Origin of the sequence: Microbulbifer elongatus (assembly GCF_021165935.1) — a bacterium.
GTDB lineage: Bacteria > Pseudomonadota > Gammaproteobacteria > Pseudomonadales > Cellvibrionaceae > Microbulbifer > Microbulbifer elongatus.
The window spans coordinates 406,904-424,985 of sequence record NZ_CP088953.1 but is presented as its reverse complement, the minus strand read 5'-3'; the positions used below and the strand labels follow the sequence as shown (position 1 = coordinate 424,985).

The window sequence follows — 18,082 nt, the reverse complement described above, 5'->3', positions numbered from 1 at the left end:
GCCCAAAACCTGCGCAGCGCGCAAAACAAAAAGGCCGACTCGTGAGAGTCGGCCTTTTTGCGTAAAGATGGTGCCCAGGAGAAGACTTGAACTTCCACGACCGTAAGGCCACTAGCACCTGAAGCTAGCGCGTCTACCAATTCCGCCACCTGGGCAAGCAGCGCTGTGCGCTGTTGAGGTGCGCACTATAGCCATTTTCAGCGGGCTGTCAATTGTCCTGTGTGACCGATAAACCGACACCGGGCGTGCATTCCGGTATCCGCGCGCGCTTGTTTTGTGTCCGGCAATTTTGTAGTTTTTTTACAGGAATTCGGTGTCGGGCATCAAAAACTGACCGGAAATATGTGAAAATGGTTTTCATAAGTAATCCAGTAAGGGGGAATTAATCCGTGGATCAAGATCAGAATGCACCCTTGAGGGAAGATGTTCGCCTGCTTGGCGAAGAGCTTGGAACCGTATTGCGCGGACAGGCGGGTGATGCCTTATTCGATACTGTGGAGACGATTCGCCAGGTAGCGGTGGAGAGCCGCGGTCACGGGGAAATGCCTGTAGGTAAACTACGGGAGCTCCTGGACCCGCTGGATGACGAGACCCTCCTTGAGGTGGCGCGTGCCTTCAGTCAGTTCCTGAATCTGGCGAATATCGCCGAACAGCGCCACCGCGAACGCCTGCGTCGCCAGCACGAGCGCTTCCCCGGGGATCCGGACACCGACCGTGGCCTGCGGCAGGTATTGGAGGAGCTGAAGAGGGCGGAAGTGGAGCCGGCGCGGGTGCGTCAGGTGCTATCCGATCTGTCCGTGGAGTTGGTGCTCACCGCGCACCCCACCGAGGTTACCCGGCGCACCCTGATTCGCAAATACGATCAGATGGCGGATCTGCTGACCGGGCTGGATCGCCCGGACTGCACCCCGGAAGAGGCCGAGCGCCTGCGCCGCCTGCTGCGTGAGCAGATCCTTTCCGCCTGGTGCACCGATGAAATCCGCCGCGAGCGCCCGACCCCGGTCGATGAGGCCAAGTGGGGTTTCGCCACCATCGAACAGTCCCTGTGGGAAGCCGTTCCCCAGGGCATGCGCGAGATTGAAAACGAGCTGGCGCTGGCTGGTCTGGAGCCGCTGCCGGCGGACTGGGTGCCGATCCGCTTTGCCTCCTGGATGGGTGGCGACCGCGATGGCAACCCCAATGTCACTGCCAAGGTGACTCGTCAGGTGCTGACCCTGGCTCGCTGGATGGCCGCGGATCTGTATCTGCGGGATGTGGAAAATCTGCTGGCGGACCTGTCCATGCACCGCGCCAGCGACGAACTGTTGGCCCGCACCGGAGATAGCCAGGAGCCCTACCGGCTGATTCTGCGCGAGGTGCGCGACCGTCTGCGCAACACCCGCGCGCTGATGGAGGCCCGCGTAAATGGGGCATCCGAGCCACAGGGTGAGGTCTACACCACCAGCGGCGAGTTGTATCAGGAATTGAGCCTGATTGATCGCTCCCTGCGCGAAGTCGGTCTTGCCGCCATCGCCGATGGCCAGCTGAAAGACACCCTGCGCCGCCTCAACGGCTTCGGTATTACCCTGCTCAAACTGGACGTGCGCCAGGAGTCCACCCGTCACGCCATGGTGATCGACGCCATCACCCGCTTCCTGGATCTGGGCAGCTACGCCGAATGGGGTGAGAAGGTAAAGCAGAAATTCCTGCTGGCGGAGCTGGAAAGCCGCCGCCCGCTGATCAACGGCGCCTTCTATCGCAGTGAATTCTGTACCGACGAAGTGCGCGAAGTGCTGGACACCTGCAAGGTGATTGCCGAGCAGGGCCCGGAGGGCCTCGGCGCCTATGTCATTTCCATGGCCCGCACGTCTTCAGACGTGCTGGCGGTCATGCTGCTGCAGAAAATTGCCGGCGTGCAGTCGCCCATGCGCGTGGTGCCGCTGTTCGAGACCCTGGATGACCTGAACAACGCCTTCGACACCATGAGCGCGCTGCTGGAGATTCCTTTCTACCGCGAGCGGGTCAAGGGTGGTCAGGAAGTGATGATCGGCTACTCCGACTCTGCCAAGGACGCCGGCTTCCTGGGTGCGGCCTGGGCCCAGTTCCGCGCCCAGGAAGCGCTCACCGGAATCTTTAAAGAGCACGGTATTCCGTTGACCCTGTTCCACGGTCGCGGCGGTTCCATCTCCCGCGGTGGCTCGCCTACCCGCATGGCGCTGATGTCCCAGCCGCCGGGATCCGTGTCCGGTCGCATTCGTGTGACCGAGCAGGGTGAGATGATCCGCTTCAAATACGGCCGCCCGTCCGTGGCCGCCTACAATCTGGAGCAGTACATCGCCGCCACCCTGGAGGCGACCCTGTTGCCACCGGCGGAGCCGCGTCCGGAGTGGCGCGCGGAAATGGATCGCCTGACCCAGGCCTCCGTACGCGCCTATCGCGAAGTGGTACGCGACGACCCGGCGCTGGTTTCCTACCTGCGCACGGTCACCCCAGAGACCGAGCTTAGCCGCCTGGCCCTGGGCAGCCGCCCCGCACGCCGCAAGCCCGGCGGCGGCGTGGAAACCCTGCGCGCCATCCCCTGGGTATTTGCCTGGACCCAGATGCGCCTGATGCTCCCCGCCTGGCTCGGCACCGGCGCTGCATTGGAGACCGGCCTGGAAAATGCTCCCGACACCCTGCGCGCCATGAGCGAGCAGTGGCCCTTCTTCCAGACCGTGGTGGATATGCTGGAAATGGTTTTGGCCAAGTCCGACCCTCGCGTGGCCCTCTGGTACGAAGAACGCCTCACCGATGATGCCGAACTGCAACGACTGGGTGTCGAACTGCGCAGCCGTCTGGCGCGCACCGTCGCCGCCCTGAGTGAGCTCACCGGCCGCGAGAGTCTGCTGGATAACAACCCGGTCATGCGCTGGTCCATCCGTGTGCGCGATCCATACACCGATCCCCTGCACCTGTTGCAGGCAGAGTTGATGGCGCGTCTGCGCACCCGTGAGGAGGATCCGGTACTGGAAAGTGCTCTGATGGTGACGATTGCGGGTATTGCGGCGGGTATGCGTAATACGGGGTAAGCCTTCGAGCTGGCTCGGTGGCGGTGACGCTGCCGGGCGTGGCTTTGCGAGACACGCCGTAAACCCATCCATGGGGGCTCTTCCGCGAGGTCCCTCTCGCGGACAAGGCGTTAGCCTTGGACACCGAAGGTGCCCTTCGGGTGAGGGCTTTTGCCCGAATCAACGTCTCGCAAAGCCACGCCCGGCATCGCCACCTTCGTCCGTACAACAGCAAATTCCCAAACTAAATTGGGGCGCTGTTCGTAGTTGGGGGGGGGTAGTTGGGGGGATAAAACAAAAAGGGGCCGACTCTTGCGAGTCGGCCCCTTTTTTAAAGATGGTGCCCAGGAGAAGACTTGAACTTCCACGACCGTAAGGCCACTAGCACCTGAAGCTAGCGCGTCTACCAATTCCGCCACCTGGGCAATTCAACGGTGTGCCCCGTTGAGGACGCGCACTATAGTGATTCCCCAGGGGGGTGTCAACGCTTTTTCGTCGCCTCTCGCTGCCAAAATTTGTCAGCCAATCAACGGCTTGCGTTCACTTGCCGCGTGTTTTACCGGTATAGGCGGACGGAAACTGCAAATCAAATCGGGAAATGAGCCACAAATCGCTTATACTCGCGGCAATGTGCAACAAAACCAGTGGCCAATGCCACTTCTGGCACTCGCCACTCCAATCACTCGTCCTGGCTTACCGTAAAACTGAAGAGCCCGGGCCTGACCGTTGCACCCATTCACACCCCCTGCGCCGGACAAATCCCGGGGCTGCGCAGACCGCGCGGTCAATCGCAGAATTATGGAAGCAGTTTTGAATCAGGAAAAAAACAATCCCGCCGCAATGGAAAATGATCCTCACGCCGAGCGCGAGGCGGAGAAATACGAAAAACCCGTTCCCAGCCGCGAGTTTCTACTCGACCTGCTGGAACAGCAGCCGGGCCCGGTGGCCTGGGAGACCGTCGCGGACCTTCTGTCCATTGACGACGAAGACCGCCGCGAGGGCGTGCGCCGCCGCCTGATCGCCATGAGCCGAGACGGCCAGATTGCCAGCAACCGCGATGGCGACTTCGGCGTGCTCGACAAAATGAGCCTGGTGCGCGGGCGAGTGATCGGCCATCGCGATGGCTTCGGTTTTGTGTCTCCCGGTGACGGCAGCGACGACCTGTTCCTGTCCCACCGCCAGATGCGCAAGGTCTTCGATGGCGACGAGGTACTGGTGCGGGAAACCCCCGGCGGTTTCCGCGGCAAACGCGAAGGCGCGGTGGTGCGGGTGATCAAGCACAATACCCAGCAACTGGCCGGGCGGATTTACCGCGAAGACGGCATCTGCTTTGTGCGCCCGGACAATCCCCGTCTGACCCTCGATGTGCTGGTACCGGAAGGCAAGTGCGCCGACGCCCAGAGCGGTCAGTATGTGGTGGTGGATATCACCACCCAGCCCGGTCGCAACAACCTGCCTCAGGGCGAGGTGGCGGAAGTGCTCGGCGACCACCTGGCACCCGGGATGGAAATCGATGTCGCCATCCGCAACTATGGCATTCCCCACACTTGGCCGGCGTCGGTGCTCGCGCAGGTGGACGGTATCGCCGACGAGGTGCTGGAAGAGGACAAAACCGCGCGCATCGACCTGCGCCAGCTGCCGCTGGTGACCATCGACGGTGAGGACGCGCGGGACTTTGACGATGCGGTGTTCTGTGAAGTTCTGCCCGACGGCAACTGGAAATTACTGGTGGCCATCGCCGACGTCTCCCATTACGTTCAGGTGGGCACACCGCTGGATATAGAGGCGCACCAGCGTGGCAACTCCGTGTACTTCCCGGACTTTGTCGTGCCCATGCTGCCGGAGAAACTCTCCAACGGTCTCTGCTCTCTGAACCCGGAAGTGGATCGGCTGTGTATGGTGTGCGAGATGCACATTGACCAGGCGGGGACTATCCAGAACTACCAGTTCCTGGAAGGCGTAATGCGTAGTCACGCGCGTTTTACCTACACCCAGGTCGGTGAGATGGTTGCCGAACGGGATGATCGCAACAGCGGGATCCGCAAGCAGTTTGCCGCGCTGGTTCCACATATCGACAACCTGCACGATCTGTACACCGCCCTGCGCAAAGCGCGGGATCGTCGCGGCGCCATCGATTTCGAGACCACCGAAACGCGGATCATTTTTGACGCCGCGCGCAAGATCGAGCGCATCGTGCCGGTGCAGCGCAACGACGCCCACAAGATGATCGAGGAGTGCATGCTCGCCGCCAATGTGTGTGCGGCGGAACTGATGGAGCTGGCGGAACTGCCGGCCCTGTACCGGGTGCACGATATTCCCAAGTCTGAGCGGTTAGAGAATCTGCGCGAATACCTGGGCGAGCTGGGTCTGCGCCTTGAGGGTGGCAGTGAGCCGCAACCGAGCGACTACCAGGCACTGCTATCGCAGGTCGAAGGGCGCCCGGATTTCCACATCATCCAGACCATGCTGCTGCGCTCCATGAATCAGGCGGTGTACCAGCCGGAAAACCGCGGTCACTTTGGCCTGGATTACCGCGCATACGCCCACTTCACCTCGCCGATCCGCCGCTATCCGGATCTGTTGTTACACCGCGGCCTGCGCTGGCTGATCCGCAATGGCAGCGCTAACCCCGCGCCGGTTGCGGAAAAAGTGCGCCAGGCGCCCGGTGCCCACGCGCTGGAGCGGGAGGAAATTCTGCCCTACAGCACGGTGGCCATGGTGGAGCTGGGTGAGCACTGCTCCATGACCGAGCGCCGCGCCGACGATGCCACCCGCGATGTGGTCAGCTGGCTCAAGTGCGAATACCTGCAGGATCATGTGGGCGAGGTGTACCGCGGCGTGATCAGTGCGGTCACCGGCTTTGGTCTGTTTGTGGAGCTGGACGACCTGTATGTGGAGGGCCTGATCCACGTCACCGCGCTGCCCAAGGATTACTACAGCTTCGAACAGGCGCAGCAGCGTCTGGTTGGCGAGCGCAGCGGCACCCGTTTCCATCTGGGTGACGGCGTCACCGTGCAAGTGGCGCGGGTGGATCTGGAAGAGCGCAAGGTGGATTTCAGCTTTGTGGAGCTGCACCCGCGCCCCAGTTACCAGACCCCAAAATACCGAAAGCCTAAAGCCGGCAAGAAAGCCGACAAAAAGGCGGAAAAGAATTCGTTCGCCAAGGGCGACAGCAAGAGTGAAAAAAAATCCATGAGTGCCAGCAGTACCCAGCGCACTACCCCTGACGCCGCAAGTGAGGGCCCGGCAGCCACCAAGCCGAAAAAGAAAACCCGCGCCGGCGAGGAATCCACCCAGGTCAGCGGCCGCGCCATGGAAATGGCAGTGGAGTTCCAGCAGGAGCGCAAGCGCCGCGGCAAATCCGATTTCAGTTCGGAGGAGCAGAAGGCCAGCCCCTGGGGTGGAGGCCTGAAGAAAAAAAGCGGGGAAGAGAGTGCAGATGAGCCGCGCCCGATCCGCAAGCGCAAGGTAGGTAGCGATACCGCAGAAGTGGTACCGCCTTCCAGAGAGCGTCTGGTGGAGGGTGAAGGCGCCGGTGAGGCCGGCGACGAGGCTGCGCCGAAAAAACGCAAGCCGAAAAAAACACCACCGCGCAAGGGCGGCAAGCGCCCGGCAGTCGCCGCGCGCAAGGCTGCGCAGAAGGCGGATAAAGCCGAGGCCGCAAAACGCGCCGCCAAAAAGGCAGCGAAGAAGAAGCTCAAGAAAAAACTGGCGAAAAAAACCGGCGGAAAGAAATAAATCGTGGCACAACAACTGGTATATGGCCTGCACGCGGTACAGGCCCTGTTGAAAAGTTCGCCCCAGCAGGTGCAGGAATTATTGTTGCTGCGCGGGCGCCGTGATCAGAAGCTGCAGAAAATCATCCGTCAGGCGGAGCAGAATGCACTCACCATTCGCTATGTCGATCGCAAGGCGCTGGATGAAAAGGTCGGCGACGACGGTAGTCATCAGGGCGCCGTGGCCATCTGCGTTGGCGACACCAGGATCTACGACGAGCAGTTCCTGAAGTCCCTGCTCAAACAGCTGGACGGCAAGGGCGAAGCGCCGTTCCTGTTGATCCTCGATGGTGTGACCGACCCGCACAATCTCGGCGCCTGTCTGCGCTCGGCCGAAGCCGCCGGCGTACACGCGGTGATTGCCCCCAAAGACAAGGCGGCGGGCCTCACGCCCACCGCGCGCAAGGTCGCCTGTGGCGCCGCCGAGGTGCTGCCATTTATTACCGTGACGAATCTCGCGCGTACACTGCAGATGCTGCAGCAGGCGGGGGTATGGATTTTCGGTGCCGCCGGCGAGGCAGAGCAGGAACTGTATCAGTCGTCCCTGACCGGTCCCCTGGCACTGGTGATGGGCGCAGAAGGACCGGGGCTCCGGCGTCTGACCCGGGAAAACTGCGATCACCTGATCAAAATCCCTATGGCTGGCGAGGTCAGTAGTCTGAATGTTTCCGTCGCCACCGGTGTCTGCCTGTTTGAAGCGGTGCGCCAGCGGGCAGGTTGATCGCCCGGTGTTATCCCCCCGTAAAGCCGGTCGGAGTATCCGTCCGGCTTTTTTTATGCCTGTTATTTCTGGCTTCTGACGCAACAAAACGATTTGGCAGGTCCCTTTCTGTATTGGGTGTTTTTTGAGACCTGTGCCCCGCCTGCCTTCCCGCATCCCGCCTGAGTGCCTGCTTTAATTTTTCTGTCTTGTGGAAATTTTGCGGGAACCTTTTGGCTTTCCGCTCCGTGTAACTGGGTAGTTACTGGCTGACAGTCATCGCCGGCCGCCAGCAAGGGCTTCCAGTAGTGAAAGCCTGGTGAGTTAGACAACTCTGACTCTGAATTGCCATTTATTTTTGATCACTCGAGGTAAAGGACTATGTCAAAGATTCAAGCGACCGCGCTCCACGTTTTGATTAAGCGGAAATTGCTGTGCACGGCACTGTTCACCATCTGCCTGCCGCTTTCCTGTATCACCTGGGCGCAACAGGATCCGGCCACCGTGGAAATGGCGGACTCGGATATCACCCTGCAGGTGGTAGAGGACGCAGAGAGCGCCCAGGATCTGTTGAACAATATCGAGCTGCCGGAAGAAATGCGCGAGATTGCCGAGCAGAAACTCGCCGCTGCACTGGCCGCAATCAAGGCCATGCGCGAAGCGCAAACGGGTGACAGTGCGCTGTCAGGCGAGGGCGCCGCAAACAGTGAAGCGATGCTTGCGGAAATGGCTGAGCGCCGCGCCGAGCTGATGGCCAGCGCGCAAAACTCGGCGCTGGCGGCCAATGAGCAGGCCCAGCAGGCGGTGGAATCCGCGCGCGAGGCAGTGGAGGAGGCCCTGAAAAATGGCCTCACCAATGCGGAAATGCAGGGCATGATCGAGCAGATGATGCAGGACATCCTCGGTGCTGTACCGGAAGACGCGCGCGGCAGCATGGGGGATGTGGATGCCCTGCTGGATTCCCTGCGCGGCGATGTCGCCAGTGATGCCAGCGACGCGGCAGAGGGTGCCGGAGGATAAGGAACCGTGACCGAAGTCGGCCCGGGCGCGCAGGAAGCCGCCCGGGCTGGTGCCGATTGATGCGGCACAAAACTCCATACCGGGAAGTCAGGTAACGAGGCACGGAATGCGCGAATTTATTCAACTGTTTTTTTTGATGACCGCTCTTGTCGCGGTCTCCGTGTTCGGCCCGGCGCGGCTGAGCGCCGAAGAGCTGCCGTCGGCTACCGGCGCCTTCAAGCGCGGCGATTATCCGCAGGCGCTGACCCTGTTCCGGCAGGCGGAGCAGGGTGGGGATGACAGCGCCAAGCTCAAATTCAACCTCGGAGTCACCCTGTTCAAGCTGGGCCGGTACGCGGAGGCTTCCGACTATTTCTGGCAATTGGTGGCCGAGCCCCAGTGGCGGGACCTGGCGGAATACAATTTGGGGCTGGTGGCGCGGCGCCAGGGCGATCAGGTGCTGGCGGCGAAGTATTTTCGCCGGGTGAGCGAGCGCGCCGGCTCGGCGAAGCTGCAACGGCTGGCAGCGCTGCAGCTGGGCAGTCCGGTCGAGGCGCCGGCTCCCCGGTCGCGACCCTGGCTGGCCATGGTCAGTATCAATGGCGGCCAGGATGGCAACCCCTACGCGGTAAAGACCGAGTTGCTGGGTGAGGACGCGGTGGGGGAAGACAGCTTCTTCGAACTGTTCGGCTGGGGACAGTACCGGCTCGCGGGGACCGAGGACGACGGTTGGCGCCTGCAGGGCTACGGCTTTACCCGTCGCTATAGCGAGCTGGACAGTCTGAACCTGGGCAGCCTCAGCGCGTCGTTCATTCGCGATCTGCGCTGGAATGGCTGGAGCCTGGAAGCCGGCAGTGGGGTTGAGTGGGTAACCTTGGGTGGCGAGCGGGTCAGCCAGCAGCTGCAGCTCATCGGGCGGGCCAAGCGGGATTTTGGCGCGACCCGTGTGCAGCTGTCGGTTATTCCCGCCTATTACGCCGGCGGTGAAAACTACAGCTATCTGGACGGCTGGCGCCAGCGTTTCTCGGCCCGTGCGCGCCGCGAGACATTCGGCGCAGACTGGGGCGTGTACTACCTGTACGACACCAACGACCGCGAGGACCTGCAACAGGCCGCGGAGGACTACTACAGCTATTCCCCGGTGCGTCACGCATTCGGCAGCGACCTGCGCTGGCGCTTTCTGAGCCGCTGGGAACTGCGCGCCGGAGTCGAGTACCTCTACAGCGTGTACGACGGACTGAATCGGGTGGTGGACGATGGCGGCAATGTGCTTGAGTACGAACGTGAGTCCGATCGCATCAAAACCTGGGTCTCCACCCGCTACCGCCTGACCCCGCGCTTCAGTCTCGATGGCAAGCTGCTGAATATCGGCAATCGGGAAAACCGGGCGCTGTATGACTACGACAAGACCGAGTTGAGCCTGGGAGTCAGTTACGTCTTCTGATTGATACGGGGCGGCCAGTGGCTGGGGCAGGAACGGAATGAGAGGTGAAAAGAAACGCTGAGGGGCTGAGCCCCTCTGCGGATTGGATCCCGATTGTTATTCTTCGGTCCATGTTATTTATTGTTATTTTTTCTGGGTCTTTGTTTTCTTGTTGTTCGGCTTCTGGGTTATTGTCGCGACCATTGCCCCTATGACGAGGCGCGCGCCAATCCCCTCAATGAAAACCGCATTTTTTTGCTCGCGTGCGGCGACCCGATAGTCACGTAATCTGTTTTGCTGCGCGCCACTCCCCGAACTGTTCAACTTGCAACCACCTCCCCGGGCGCATAGAATACGCCGCCCGCAATAGCACCCTTCGGACTGCTACTGTGTACTCCTTGCCTCACTGGGCAGCCGCGGTACCAAAACCGCAGCAAGCCGGGAGGCTGTGTTAACCCGTAAGGAGCAAAAATGCGTCATTACGAAATTGTATTCCTGGTTCACCCGGACCAGAGCGAGCAGGTGCCCGGCATGGTCGAGCGTTACACTGCGACCATCAAAGAAAGCGGTGGCGACGTTCACCGTCTGGAAGACTGGGGCCGCCGCCGTCTGGCTTACCCGATCAACAAGATCCACAAGGCGCACTACATTCTGATGAATGTGGAGTGTACTGAAGAAGCGCTGGCGGAACTGACCACCAACTTCAAGTACAACGATGCCGTGATCCGCAATCTGGTGATTCGCGAAGACGAAGCCATCACCGAAGAAAGCCCGATCATGAAGGCCGAGAAAGAGTCCCGCGAGCGCAAAGCAGCGCGCGCAGAACGCTCTGAGCGTCGCGAGCGCGCCGAGAAGGAAGAGTCTTCTTCCGAAGGCGCCAAGGAAGCAGCGTCTTCCGACACCACTGAAGACGAAGAGTAAGGGGATAGTCAGATGGCACGTTTTTTCCGTCGTCGTAAGTTCTGCCGTTTCACCGCCGAAGGCGTTAAGCGTATCGACTACAAAGATCTCGATACCCTGAAAGCCTACGTTTCTGAAACTGGCAAAATCGTACCGAGCCGTATTACTGGTACCAAAGCCAAGTATCAGCGTCAGCTGGCCACCGCGGTCAAGCGTGCGCGTTACATCGCGCTGCTGCCGTACACGGACAGCCACGAAGCCTAAGCTGCGCTTTGCTTCGTAGCAATTGTTGTAAAAGAGAAGCTATCTAGTGCGCGCTATCGCTGAATTTGCCATGCGATCGCGCGTGCGCGCGGTGATCCTCACCATGGTGGGAATCCCGCTGATCAGCCCCGCGGTGCTTGCACTGGTAGGGTTGCGCCGTGGCAATAGTGACGGCCTGTTCGTTCTGGCCTGGGCCCTGTTGCCGATTGGGGCCGCCGCCGGTGCCGGCTATATGTCGCCACTGATGGCGGGCATGGCCATCACCCACTTTGTGGGGGTGTTGGCCGGTGCAATGGTGCTGCGCACGACCCGCGCCTGGAGCTGGGCGCTGGTGGCAATGACCGGCGCAACCGCCGTGGGCATCCTCGTCACCTCGCAGGTGAGCGGCGGAGTTCTGGACAACCTGGTCGCCGCGGTCAACGAGGCTGCTGGCGGTGCCAGTACCCCGGAGGCCCAGCAGCTGAGCAAGGCATTTGCCAGCGAAGCGCAGGCCACTGGCTACCTGACCTGGGTATCCGTGATCAGCGCCATGCTGTCTCTGCTGCTCGGGCGCTGGTGGCAGGCGCTGCTGTACAACCCCGGTGGTTTGCGGGAAGAAATGCACGGGCTGCGCATGCCCCTGCCGATTGCCGCGGCCGGCATGCTGTTGTGGATCTACTGCCTCGTCAGTGAACACTTTGTGTTCTGGGGCGCGGTGGCGGCTTTCCCCATCATGGTGGCAGGCATCTGCCTGATCCACTGGCTGGTTGCCCAGAAGGGCTGGGGGCGCGGTCCGCTGATCGCCATGTACATCATGCTGGTAATCGCGGCACTGCCGCTGGCCGGGTTCCTGTGTGGACTGGCCCTGATCGATAGCTGGATTGATATTCGCGCGCGCTCAAGCAATAAACGCTGAGCGGCGCACAAGAACTGAAACTGAGGGTTCCGAGATGGAAGTTATTCTGCTCGACAAAGTAGGCAAACTGGGCAACGTGGGCGACCGCGTTGAAGTCAAGGCCGGTTTCGGCCGCAACTTCCTGCTGCCTACCGGTAAAGCCGTACTGGCCAACGCAGCGAACGTTGCTGAGTTCGAAGCCAAACGCGCTGAACTGGAAGCCGCTGCCGCTGCGAAAGTGAGCGAAGCGGAAAGCCGCGCTACCAAGCTGGCCGACCTGGTTGTGACCATCGCTGCCAACGCTGGCGACGAAGGCAAACTGTTCGGCTCTATCGGCACACGCGACATCGCTGAAGCAATCACCGCCGCTGGCGTTGAAGTTGCCAAGGCGGAAGTGAAACTGCCGGAAGGTGCGCTGCGCGAAGTGGGCGAGTACGACGTAGACGTACAGCTGCACGCCGACGTGATCAGCACCGTGAAGGTGGTTGTAGAAGCCGAATAAGCTTCTGCCACCGCTAGAACGCGCTGCTGCGCTGAGCGGAAACGGGATTGCCCGTTCCCGCCTCAGGCGCGCTACAATCAGGCGCTGGATTCTCCCTGTCGATCGCGAGATTGACGGGGAGAGCCAGCGCCTGATTTGTTTTTAGCCCGCGAACCTTCCGGTCCGGAAGATTTCGCGGGTCATCGAATACTAAGCCGAAGATGAACGAATACGCTCCGCACGAAGAAGATGCCCAGGAAACCACCGCCAGTTCTCCGCTGCCGCACTCGGTAGAGGCGGAGCAGTCGGTACTGGGCGGCCTGATGCTCGACGCCAGTCGCCTGGATGCGGTGGCGGAGCAATTGAGCGCGGAAGACTTCTTCGTCGCCAGTCACCGCATCATCTTCGGCGTCATGCTGGAGCTGTCCAACGGCGAACAGCCCCTGGATATCGTCACCCTCGCCGAGGGGCTGGCCAGCCGCGATCTGCTGGCGGACGTGGGCGGTCCGGCGTATCTCGCCGAGCTTGCCGAAAACACCCCGTCTGCGGCCAATATCGTCGCCTACGCCAAAATCGTGCGCGAGCGCTCCATGTTGCGCCAGCTGATTGCCGCCGCCGGTGAAATCAGCCGCACCAGCTTCAATCCCGGTGGTCTGGGTTCCGCCGACCTGCTGCAGATGGCGGAGCGCCGCGTGGCGGAAATCGCCGAGGGTCGTGCCAAAGAGGGCGGCTTTGTCGGTGTGGATGCGCTGCTCAAGAAGACCGTCGAGCGTATCGATGAGCTGTTCAAATCGGAAGGTGATCTCACCGGTCTCAGCACCGGGCTCACCGAGCTGGATCAGCGCACCTCCGGCTGGCAGCCGGGTGAGCTCATCATCCTCGCCGCCCGTCCTTCCATGGGCAAGACCGCACTGGCACTGAACTTCGTCGAGGCGGCGATGTTGAGTCAGGAAAAGCCGACCCTGGTATTCAGTATGGAGATGCCGTCGGACAGTCTGGTGATGCGGATGTTGTCGTCCATCGGCAAGATCGATCAGGGGCGTATCCGTAACGGTAAGCTGCAGGAAGAGGACTGGCCGAAGCTGTCGAGCGCGGTGCAGAAGATGAAGGGTAAGGGACTGTATATCGACGACACCCCGGGCCTGTCGCCGTCGGAAGTGCGTGCGCGGGTTAAGCGCACGGTGCGCGATCACACCAACAAGCTGATGCAGGCGGACCCGAAGCTGTCCCGCGAGGAGGCGGAGCGCCGGGCGATGCCGGCGATGGTGATGGTGGACTACTTGCAGTTGATGCAGGTGAAGGGCAGTACCGAGGGGCGTACTCAGGAGATCTCCGAGATTTCCCGCTCTTTGAAGGCGTTGGCGAAGGAATACGAGTGCCCGGTGATTGCGTTGTCGCAGTTGAACCGTGGGGTGGAGCAGCGCCCGAACAAGCGGCCGATGAACTCGGACCTGCGGGAATCCGGGGCGATCGAGCAGGATGCGGATGTGATTCTGTTTATTTACCGGGATGAGTATTACAACGAGGACAGTCCGGATAAGGGCCTGGCGGAGCTGATTATCGGTAAGCAGCGTAACGGTGAGATTGGTACCTGCCGGGCGGCGTTTGTGGGTAAGTACACGCGCTTTGATGATCTGGCGCCGGAGTATTACCAGGAAGAACACTGAGACTGAACATCGAGCCACAGAAGTCAAAAGTTAAAGGTGAATTGCTGGGTGCGGGTTTTCAGGATCGTCACAAACAGGATGTTTGTGCCGAAGCGCCCAGCGATGGGTTCACTGGGGGGCGCCTAGCTCGGTCCTGAAAACCCGCACCCAGTGATTCGCCGCCACGGCGGTGGTCCGGAGCACTGATCTCCAATGCGGTGGCGGCCGTGCGCTGGGGTAAGTTTTTCGAATCGCTGCGAGTACATCCATGTACGCTCCGGCGCCGCCATCCATGGCGACGACGGTTCGAAAAACTTGCCCCAGCCCCCGGCCTTCGATTCTGATTCTTGTACTTCGAATTTGTTGGCGCGGGCGTTACGGAAAAATCTCAATCGGCGTACCGGTATCCACCATCGCCCAGATCTCGTCCATCTCCGGGTTGGTTACCGCAATACAGCCGTCGGTCCAGTTCATTTTGGTCAGGTACTGTTCGATGCCTTTCCAGTGGGGCTTCTGGCCGTGGATCATGATGGAGCCACCGGGGCTGCGCCCCATTTTTCTGGCCCGCGCTCGGTCTTGTGCATTGGGGTAAGAAACCTGGATGGCACGGTAATAGGTACTGTTTTTCTTTTTCCAGTTCAGGGTGTAGCGGCCCTCCGGTGTGCGGGAGTCGCCCTCGTACTGTTTGTGACCCACCGGGTTTTTACCGAACACCACCTTGTAGCTTTTCACAACCCTTCCGTTGCGCTTCAGCTGCATCAGGTGTTTGGATTTATACACCACCACCTCATCAACCGGCTTGATCTTGGCAACGGCCAGAGTGGGGATCAGGAGTAAGGCAATCAGGCTCAATTTCAGGTATCGCATGGCTCTCGTCGGTGTTGATGGCATTTGCTTGTTATGTCATTCCGGGGCTGTAAATCAGCATCCGTACTTTCGCACTTCCACATCCCTGACCTATGCGGGGAGTCTCGGCGTTCAGGCGGGGAGCATCCGCCAGTGGCTGAGCAATGTGGTTGCGCGGTGCGACTTGGTGACGCAATAGCGTCATGACAGCGCTGTCCTCGGCTGTCACCCCATGCCAGCGGCGGGGTCTTCGTTAGGCAATTATCCTAACCCCGGCCGTGATTGGCGAAGTGGGTTGTACGATTACTGCTCTACGTGAACAATTTATCAGCAAGTAGATCATGTTTAAAGAGGCGTCAACATAAAAGATTTCCAAAAGGGAGGTAAGTTTCCGTGACCCGTACGTTTTTTGTGACCGGCACCAATACGGAAGTCGGCAAGACCTATACCACAGCCGCTTTGTTGCAGGCAGCAAAAGAGCAGGGGCTGAAGACCGCGGCGGTGAAGCCGGTGGCGTCCGGTTGTGAGCAGACACCGGCGGGGTTGCGCAACAGCGATGCGCTCACCCTGATGGAGGCCATGACCGAGGAGATGCCCTACGAGCAGGTGAACCCCATTGCCCTGGAGCCGGCCATCGCGCCACATATAGCGGCGATGGAAGCCGGCAGGCGGCTGGATCCGTCGCGTTTAGTCGGGATCTGTCGCGGGGTCATGAGCAACAAGTCTGACCTGGTGCTGATCGAAGGGGCCGGTGGCTGGCGGGTGCCGCTGGCGCCGCGGCAGTTCCTCTCCGACCTGCCAAGGGCGCTGGAGCTACCGGTAATCTTGGTGGTCAGTATGGAACTGGGGTGTATTAACCACGCCCTGCTGACCGCCGAGGCCATTCACCGTGACGGATTGAAACTGGCAGGGTGGGTGGCCAACTTTGTACGCACGCCCAAAGCCGAGATGCCCAGAGCCGACGAGAACCTGATGACGCTGCGGGCGATTCTCCCCGCTCCCTGTCTGGGGGAACTGGACTTCGATGCATCTGGCGACTACCGCAATGGCGCCGCCCACCTCGACCTCTCCCCGCTGCTATCTTCTTGCAACTGATCCCTTCGCGAACCGCCCCTTGCCCGGGTGGTGACTGATAAAGACAGGCCGGACCCAGTGTTCGGCTTGACTTGGCATACGCTTGGCCCTAGATTTCAAACATATGTTTGAAACATGTATTTGAAACAATCGATTGATCTAGCCATTGAGCTGTCCACTCAGTCATTGCGTAACCATCTACAACCGATCCAGCGAGGCGAGACCATGGCCGACTACAAGGCACCACTGCGCGAGATGAACTTCCTGCTGCACGAGGTATTCGAGGCAGACAAACTTTGGGCGCGCTTGCCCGCGCTGGCGGAAACCGCAGACCGGGAAACCGCCGACGCCATCCTCGAGGAGATGGGCAAGCTGGCTACCAATACCCTGGACCCGCTCAACCGCAGCGGCGATGAGGAAGGCTGCCACTGGAACGACGGTGTGGTAACCACCCCGAAAGGCTTCCCGGAAGCCTACGCCACCTACTGCGAAGGTGGTTGGGGAGCACTGGTGGGGAATCCGGAATATGGCGGTATGGGGATGCCCAAGATGCTGGGTGCCCAGGTGGAAGAAATGCTGTGCTCGGCGAGTATCTCCTTTGCCCTCTACCCGGTACTCACCAATGGCGCCTGCCTGGCTTTGGACGCGCACGGCAGTGACGAACTGAAAGAAAAATACCTGCCGAATATGTATGCCGGCACCTGGGCTGGCGCCATGGATCTCACCGAGCCCCACGCCGGCACCGACCTGGGTATTATCCGCACCAAAGCGGAGCCACAGGACGATGGCAGCTACCGCATTACCGGTAGCAAGATCTTTATCACCGGCGGCGATCACGACCTGTCGGAAAACATCATCCATCTGGTGCTGGCCAAGCTGCCGGACGCGCCCAAGGGCCCGAAAGGGATCTCCCTGTTCCTGGTGCCAAAGATCCTGGTGAACGAAGACGGCAGCTTGGGCGAGCGCAACGGCGTGAGCTGTGGCTCCATCGAACACAAGATGGGCATCAAGGCCTCCGCCACCTGTGCGATGAATTTCGACGGTGCCAAAGGTTGGCTGGTGGGCGAGGTGAACAAGGGCCTCGCTGCCATGTTTACCATGATGAACTACGAGCGCCTGGGAGTGGGTATTCAGGGGCTGGGTGCCTCCGAGCGCTCCTATCAAAGCGCCATTGAATACGCCCGTGAACGCGTGCAGAGCCGTTCGCCGGAGGGTGCCAAGCAACCGGAAAAATCCGCCGACCCCATCATCGTGCACCCGGACGTGCGCCGTATGCTGCTGACCCAGAAAGCCTATATCGGTGGCGCCCGTGCGCTGTCCACCTACGTGGCCAGATGGCTGGATCTGGCGAAATTCGGCGAGGGTGAGGAAAAGCAGCACGCGGAAGCCATGGTGGCGCTGCTGACCCCGGTGGCCAAAGCCTTCTTTACCGACAAAGGCCTCGATTGCACGGTACTCGGCCAGCAGGTTTTCGGCGGCCACGGCTATATCCGCGAGTGGGGCCAGGAGCAGCTGGTGCGCGATGTGCGCATTACCCAGATCTACGAAGGGACCAACGGTATTCAGGCACTGGATCTGATCGGCCGCAAGACCGTGGCCAACGGCGGCGCCTTTTTCGAGCTGTTCGCGGCCGACGTGCAGGCGTTTATCAATGCCAATGCCGGCAACGACGCCCTGGCGGAATTCATCGTGCCGCTGGCAACCGAGCTGCAGCGCTTGAAAGACGTGACCGCCGCAGTGATCGAGGCCGCCAAGACCGACCCCAATGCGCCGGGTGCGGCCTCTGTGGAATACCTGCACCAGTTCGGTTATGTGGCTTACGCCTATATGTGGGCCAAGGTCGCCAGTGTTGCCGTGGGCCAGAGTGATGACTTCTACCGCAGCCAGGTCAAAACCGCCCGCTTCTTCTTTGCCCGCCTGTTACCGCAGGCCAAGGCGCTGGCCGCGAGCGTGCTGGCCGGTAGTGAGACCCTGATGGATCTGGAAGAAGATTTGTTCTAACCCCGGGTGCTGGATGCCAGATGCTTCTGTCGTGCCGGACGAGATCCGGCATGACGGGCGTTCCGGTCATCT

General features: G+C 60.7%; 13 protein-coding genes and 2 tRNA genes. 12 read left to right on the top strand and 3 right to left on the bottom strand.

Going from position 1 to position 18,082, the window contains the following annotated elements; genetic code table 11:
* Window positions 1-68: 68 nt before the first annotated feature.
* Window positions 69-155: transfer RNA gene (locus LRR79_RS01690), tRNA-Leu, on the bottom strand.
* 234 nt (window positions 156-389) lie between these two features.
* On the opposite strand from LRR79_RS01690, the gene ppc reads away from it, so the two are divergent.
* Window positions 390-3,047, top strand: coding sequence for a phosphoenolpyruvate carboxylase (gene ppc / locus LRR79_RS01685; protein WP_231758708.1), 2,658 nt, complete (start codon window positions 390-392; stop codon window positions 3,045-3,047).
* A gap of 317 nt (window positions 3,048-3,364) precedes the next feature.
* Here ppc and LRR79_RS01680 read toward each other — a convergent pair.
* Window positions 3,365-3,451, bottom strand: a tRNA-Leu gene (locus tag LRR79_RS01680).
* A 373-nt stretch (window positions 3,452-3,824) separates the two neighbouring features.
* Here LRR79_RS01680 and rnr point away from each other — a divergent pair.
* From rnr to dnaB, 9 genes are all read left to right on the top strand, one after another.
* Window positions 3,825-6,764, top strand: coding sequence for a ribonuclease R (gene rnr, locus LRR79_RS01675; protein WP_231758707.1), 2,940 nt, complete (start codon window positions 3,825-3,827; stop codon window positions 6,762-6,764).
* Between the two features lie 3 nt (window positions 6,765-6,767).
* On the top strand, window positions 6,768-7,523 hold the full coding sequence (gene rlmB, locus LRR79_RS01670; protein WP_231758706.1) for a 23S rRNA (guanosine(2251)-2'-O)-methyltransferase RlmB: 756 nt from the start codon (window positions 6,768-6,770) through the stop codon (window positions 7,521-7,523).
* A gap of 360 nt (window positions 7,524-7,883) precedes the next feature.
* Window positions 7,884-8,522, top strand: coding sequence for a hypothetical protein (locus LRR79_RS01665; RefSeq protein ID WP_231758705.1), 639 nt, complete (start codon window positions 7,884-7,886; stop codon window positions 8,520-8,522).
* A 106-nt stretch (window positions 8,523-8,628) separates the two neighbouring features.
* Complete coding sequence (locus tag LRR79_RS01660; protein WP_231758704.1) at window positions 8,629-9,945, top strand: tetratricopeptide repeat protein; 1,317 nt, start codon at window positions 8,629-8,631, stop codon at window positions 9,943-9,945.
* 450 nt (window positions 9,946-10,395) lie between these two features.
* Window positions 10,396-10,845 carry a 30S ribosomal protein S6 gene (rpsF, locus tag LRR79_RS01655; protein ID WP_231758703.1) on the top strand — a complete coding sequence of 150 codons (450 nt, stop codon included), beginning with the start codon at window positions 10,396-10,398 and terminating at the stop codon, window positions 10,843-10,845.
* 12 nt (window positions 10,846-10,857) lie between these two features.
* Complete coding sequence (gene rpsR, locus LRR79_RS01650; protein ID WP_010133305.1) at window positions 10,858-11,088, top strand: 30S ribosomal protein S18; 231 nt, start codon at window positions 10,858-10,860, stop codon at window positions 11,086-11,088.
* Between the two features lie 70 nt (window positions 11,089-11,158).
* Window positions 11,159-11,983, top strand: coding sequence for a YybS family protein (locus LRR79_RS01645; protein WP_231758702.1), 825 nt, complete (start codon window positions 11,159-11,161; stop codon window positions 11,981-11,983).
* Between the two features lie 34 nt (window positions 11,984-12,017).
* Window positions 12,018-12,464, top strand: coding sequence for a 50S ribosomal protein L9 (gene rplI / locus LRR79_RS01640; RefSeq protein ID WP_231758701.1), 447 nt, complete (start codon window positions 12,018-12,020; stop codon window positions 12,462-12,464).
* A gap of 200 nt (window positions 12,465-12,664) precedes the next feature.
* Window positions 12,665-14,110: a replicative DNA helicase gene (dnaB, locus tag LRR79_RS01635; protein WP_231758700.1), complete on the top strand. Its 1,446-nt coding sequence runs from the start codon at window positions 12,665-12,667 to the stop codon at window positions 14,108-14,110.
* A gap of 354 nt (window positions 14,111-14,464) precedes the next feature.
* On the opposite strand, the gene LRR79_RS01630 is transcribed toward dnaB, so the two are convergent.
* A complete protein-coding gene (locus LRR79_RS01630) occupies window positions 14,465-14,956 on the bottom strand; it encodes a L,D-transpeptidase family protein (protein WP_231758699.1) in 492 nt (163 codons plus the stop codon).
* 372 nt (window positions 14,957-15,328) lie between these two features.
* Here LRR79_RS01630 and bioD point away from each other — a divergent pair, with 372 nt between their 5' ends.
* Both bioD and LRR79_RS01620 read left to right on the top strand, forming a co-directional pair.
* Entirely contained in the window at window positions 15,329-16,030 is a 702-nt protein-coding gene (bioD, locus tag LRR79_RS01625; RefSeq protein WP_231758698.1) for a dethiobiotin synthase, read from the top strand.
* Window positions 16,031-16,234: 204 nt separating this feature from the next.
* Window positions 16,235-18,010 carry an acyl-CoA dehydrogenase C-terminal domain-containing protein gene (locus LRR79_RS01620; protein WP_231758697.1) on the top strand — a complete coding sequence of 592 codons (1,776 nt, stop codon included), beginning with the start codon at window positions 16,235-16,237 and terminating at the stop codon, window positions 18,008-18,010.
* The last annotated feature ends 72 nt before the right edge of the window (window positions 18,011-18,082 follow it).

What these genes read in the sequence shown, in the direction of transcription:
- rnr (WP_231758707.1), top strand. Translation starts at nt 3,825, where the DNA reads ATGGAAGCAGTTTTGAATCAGGAAAAAAACAATCCCGCCGCAATGGAA.
- LRR79_RS01665 (WP_231758705.1), top strand. Translation starts at nt 7,884, where the DNA reads ATGTCAAAGATTCAAGCGACCGCGCTCCACGTTTTGATTAAGCGGAAA.
- LRR79_RS01660 (WP_231758704.1), top strand. Translation starts at nt 8,629, where the DNA reads ATGCGCGAATTTATTCAACTGTTTTTTTTGATGACCGCTCTTGTCGCG.
- rpsF (WP_231758703.1), top strand. Translation starts at nt 10,396, where the DNA reads ATGCGTCATTACGAAATTGTATTCCTGGTTCACCCGGACCAGAGCGAG.
- rpsR (WP_010133305.1), top strand. Translation starts at nt 10,858, where the DNA reads ATGGCACGTTTTTTCCGTCGTCGTAAGTTCTGCCGTTTCACCGCCGAA.
- LRR79_RS01645 (WP_231758702.1), top strand. Translation starts at nt 11,159, where the DNA reads ATGCGATCGCGCGTGCGCGCGGTGATCCTCACCATGGTGGGAATCCCG.
- rplI (WP_231758701.1), top strand. Translation starts at nt 12,018, where the DNA reads ATGGAAGTTATTCTGCTCGACAAAGTAGGCAAACTGGGCAACGTGGGC.
- dnaB (WP_231758700.1), top strand. Translation starts at nt 12,665, where the DNA reads ATGAACGAATACGCTCCGCACGAAGAAGATGCCCAGGAAACCACCGCC.
- LRR79_RS01630 (WP_231758699.1), bottom strand. Translation starts at nt 14,956, where the DNA reads ATGCGATACCTGAAATTGAGCCTGATTGCCTTACTCCTGATCCCCACT.
- LRR79_RS01620 (WP_231758697.1), top strand. Translation starts at nt 16,235, where the DNA reads ATGGCCGACTACAAGGCACCACTGCGCGAGATGAACTTCCTGCTGCAC.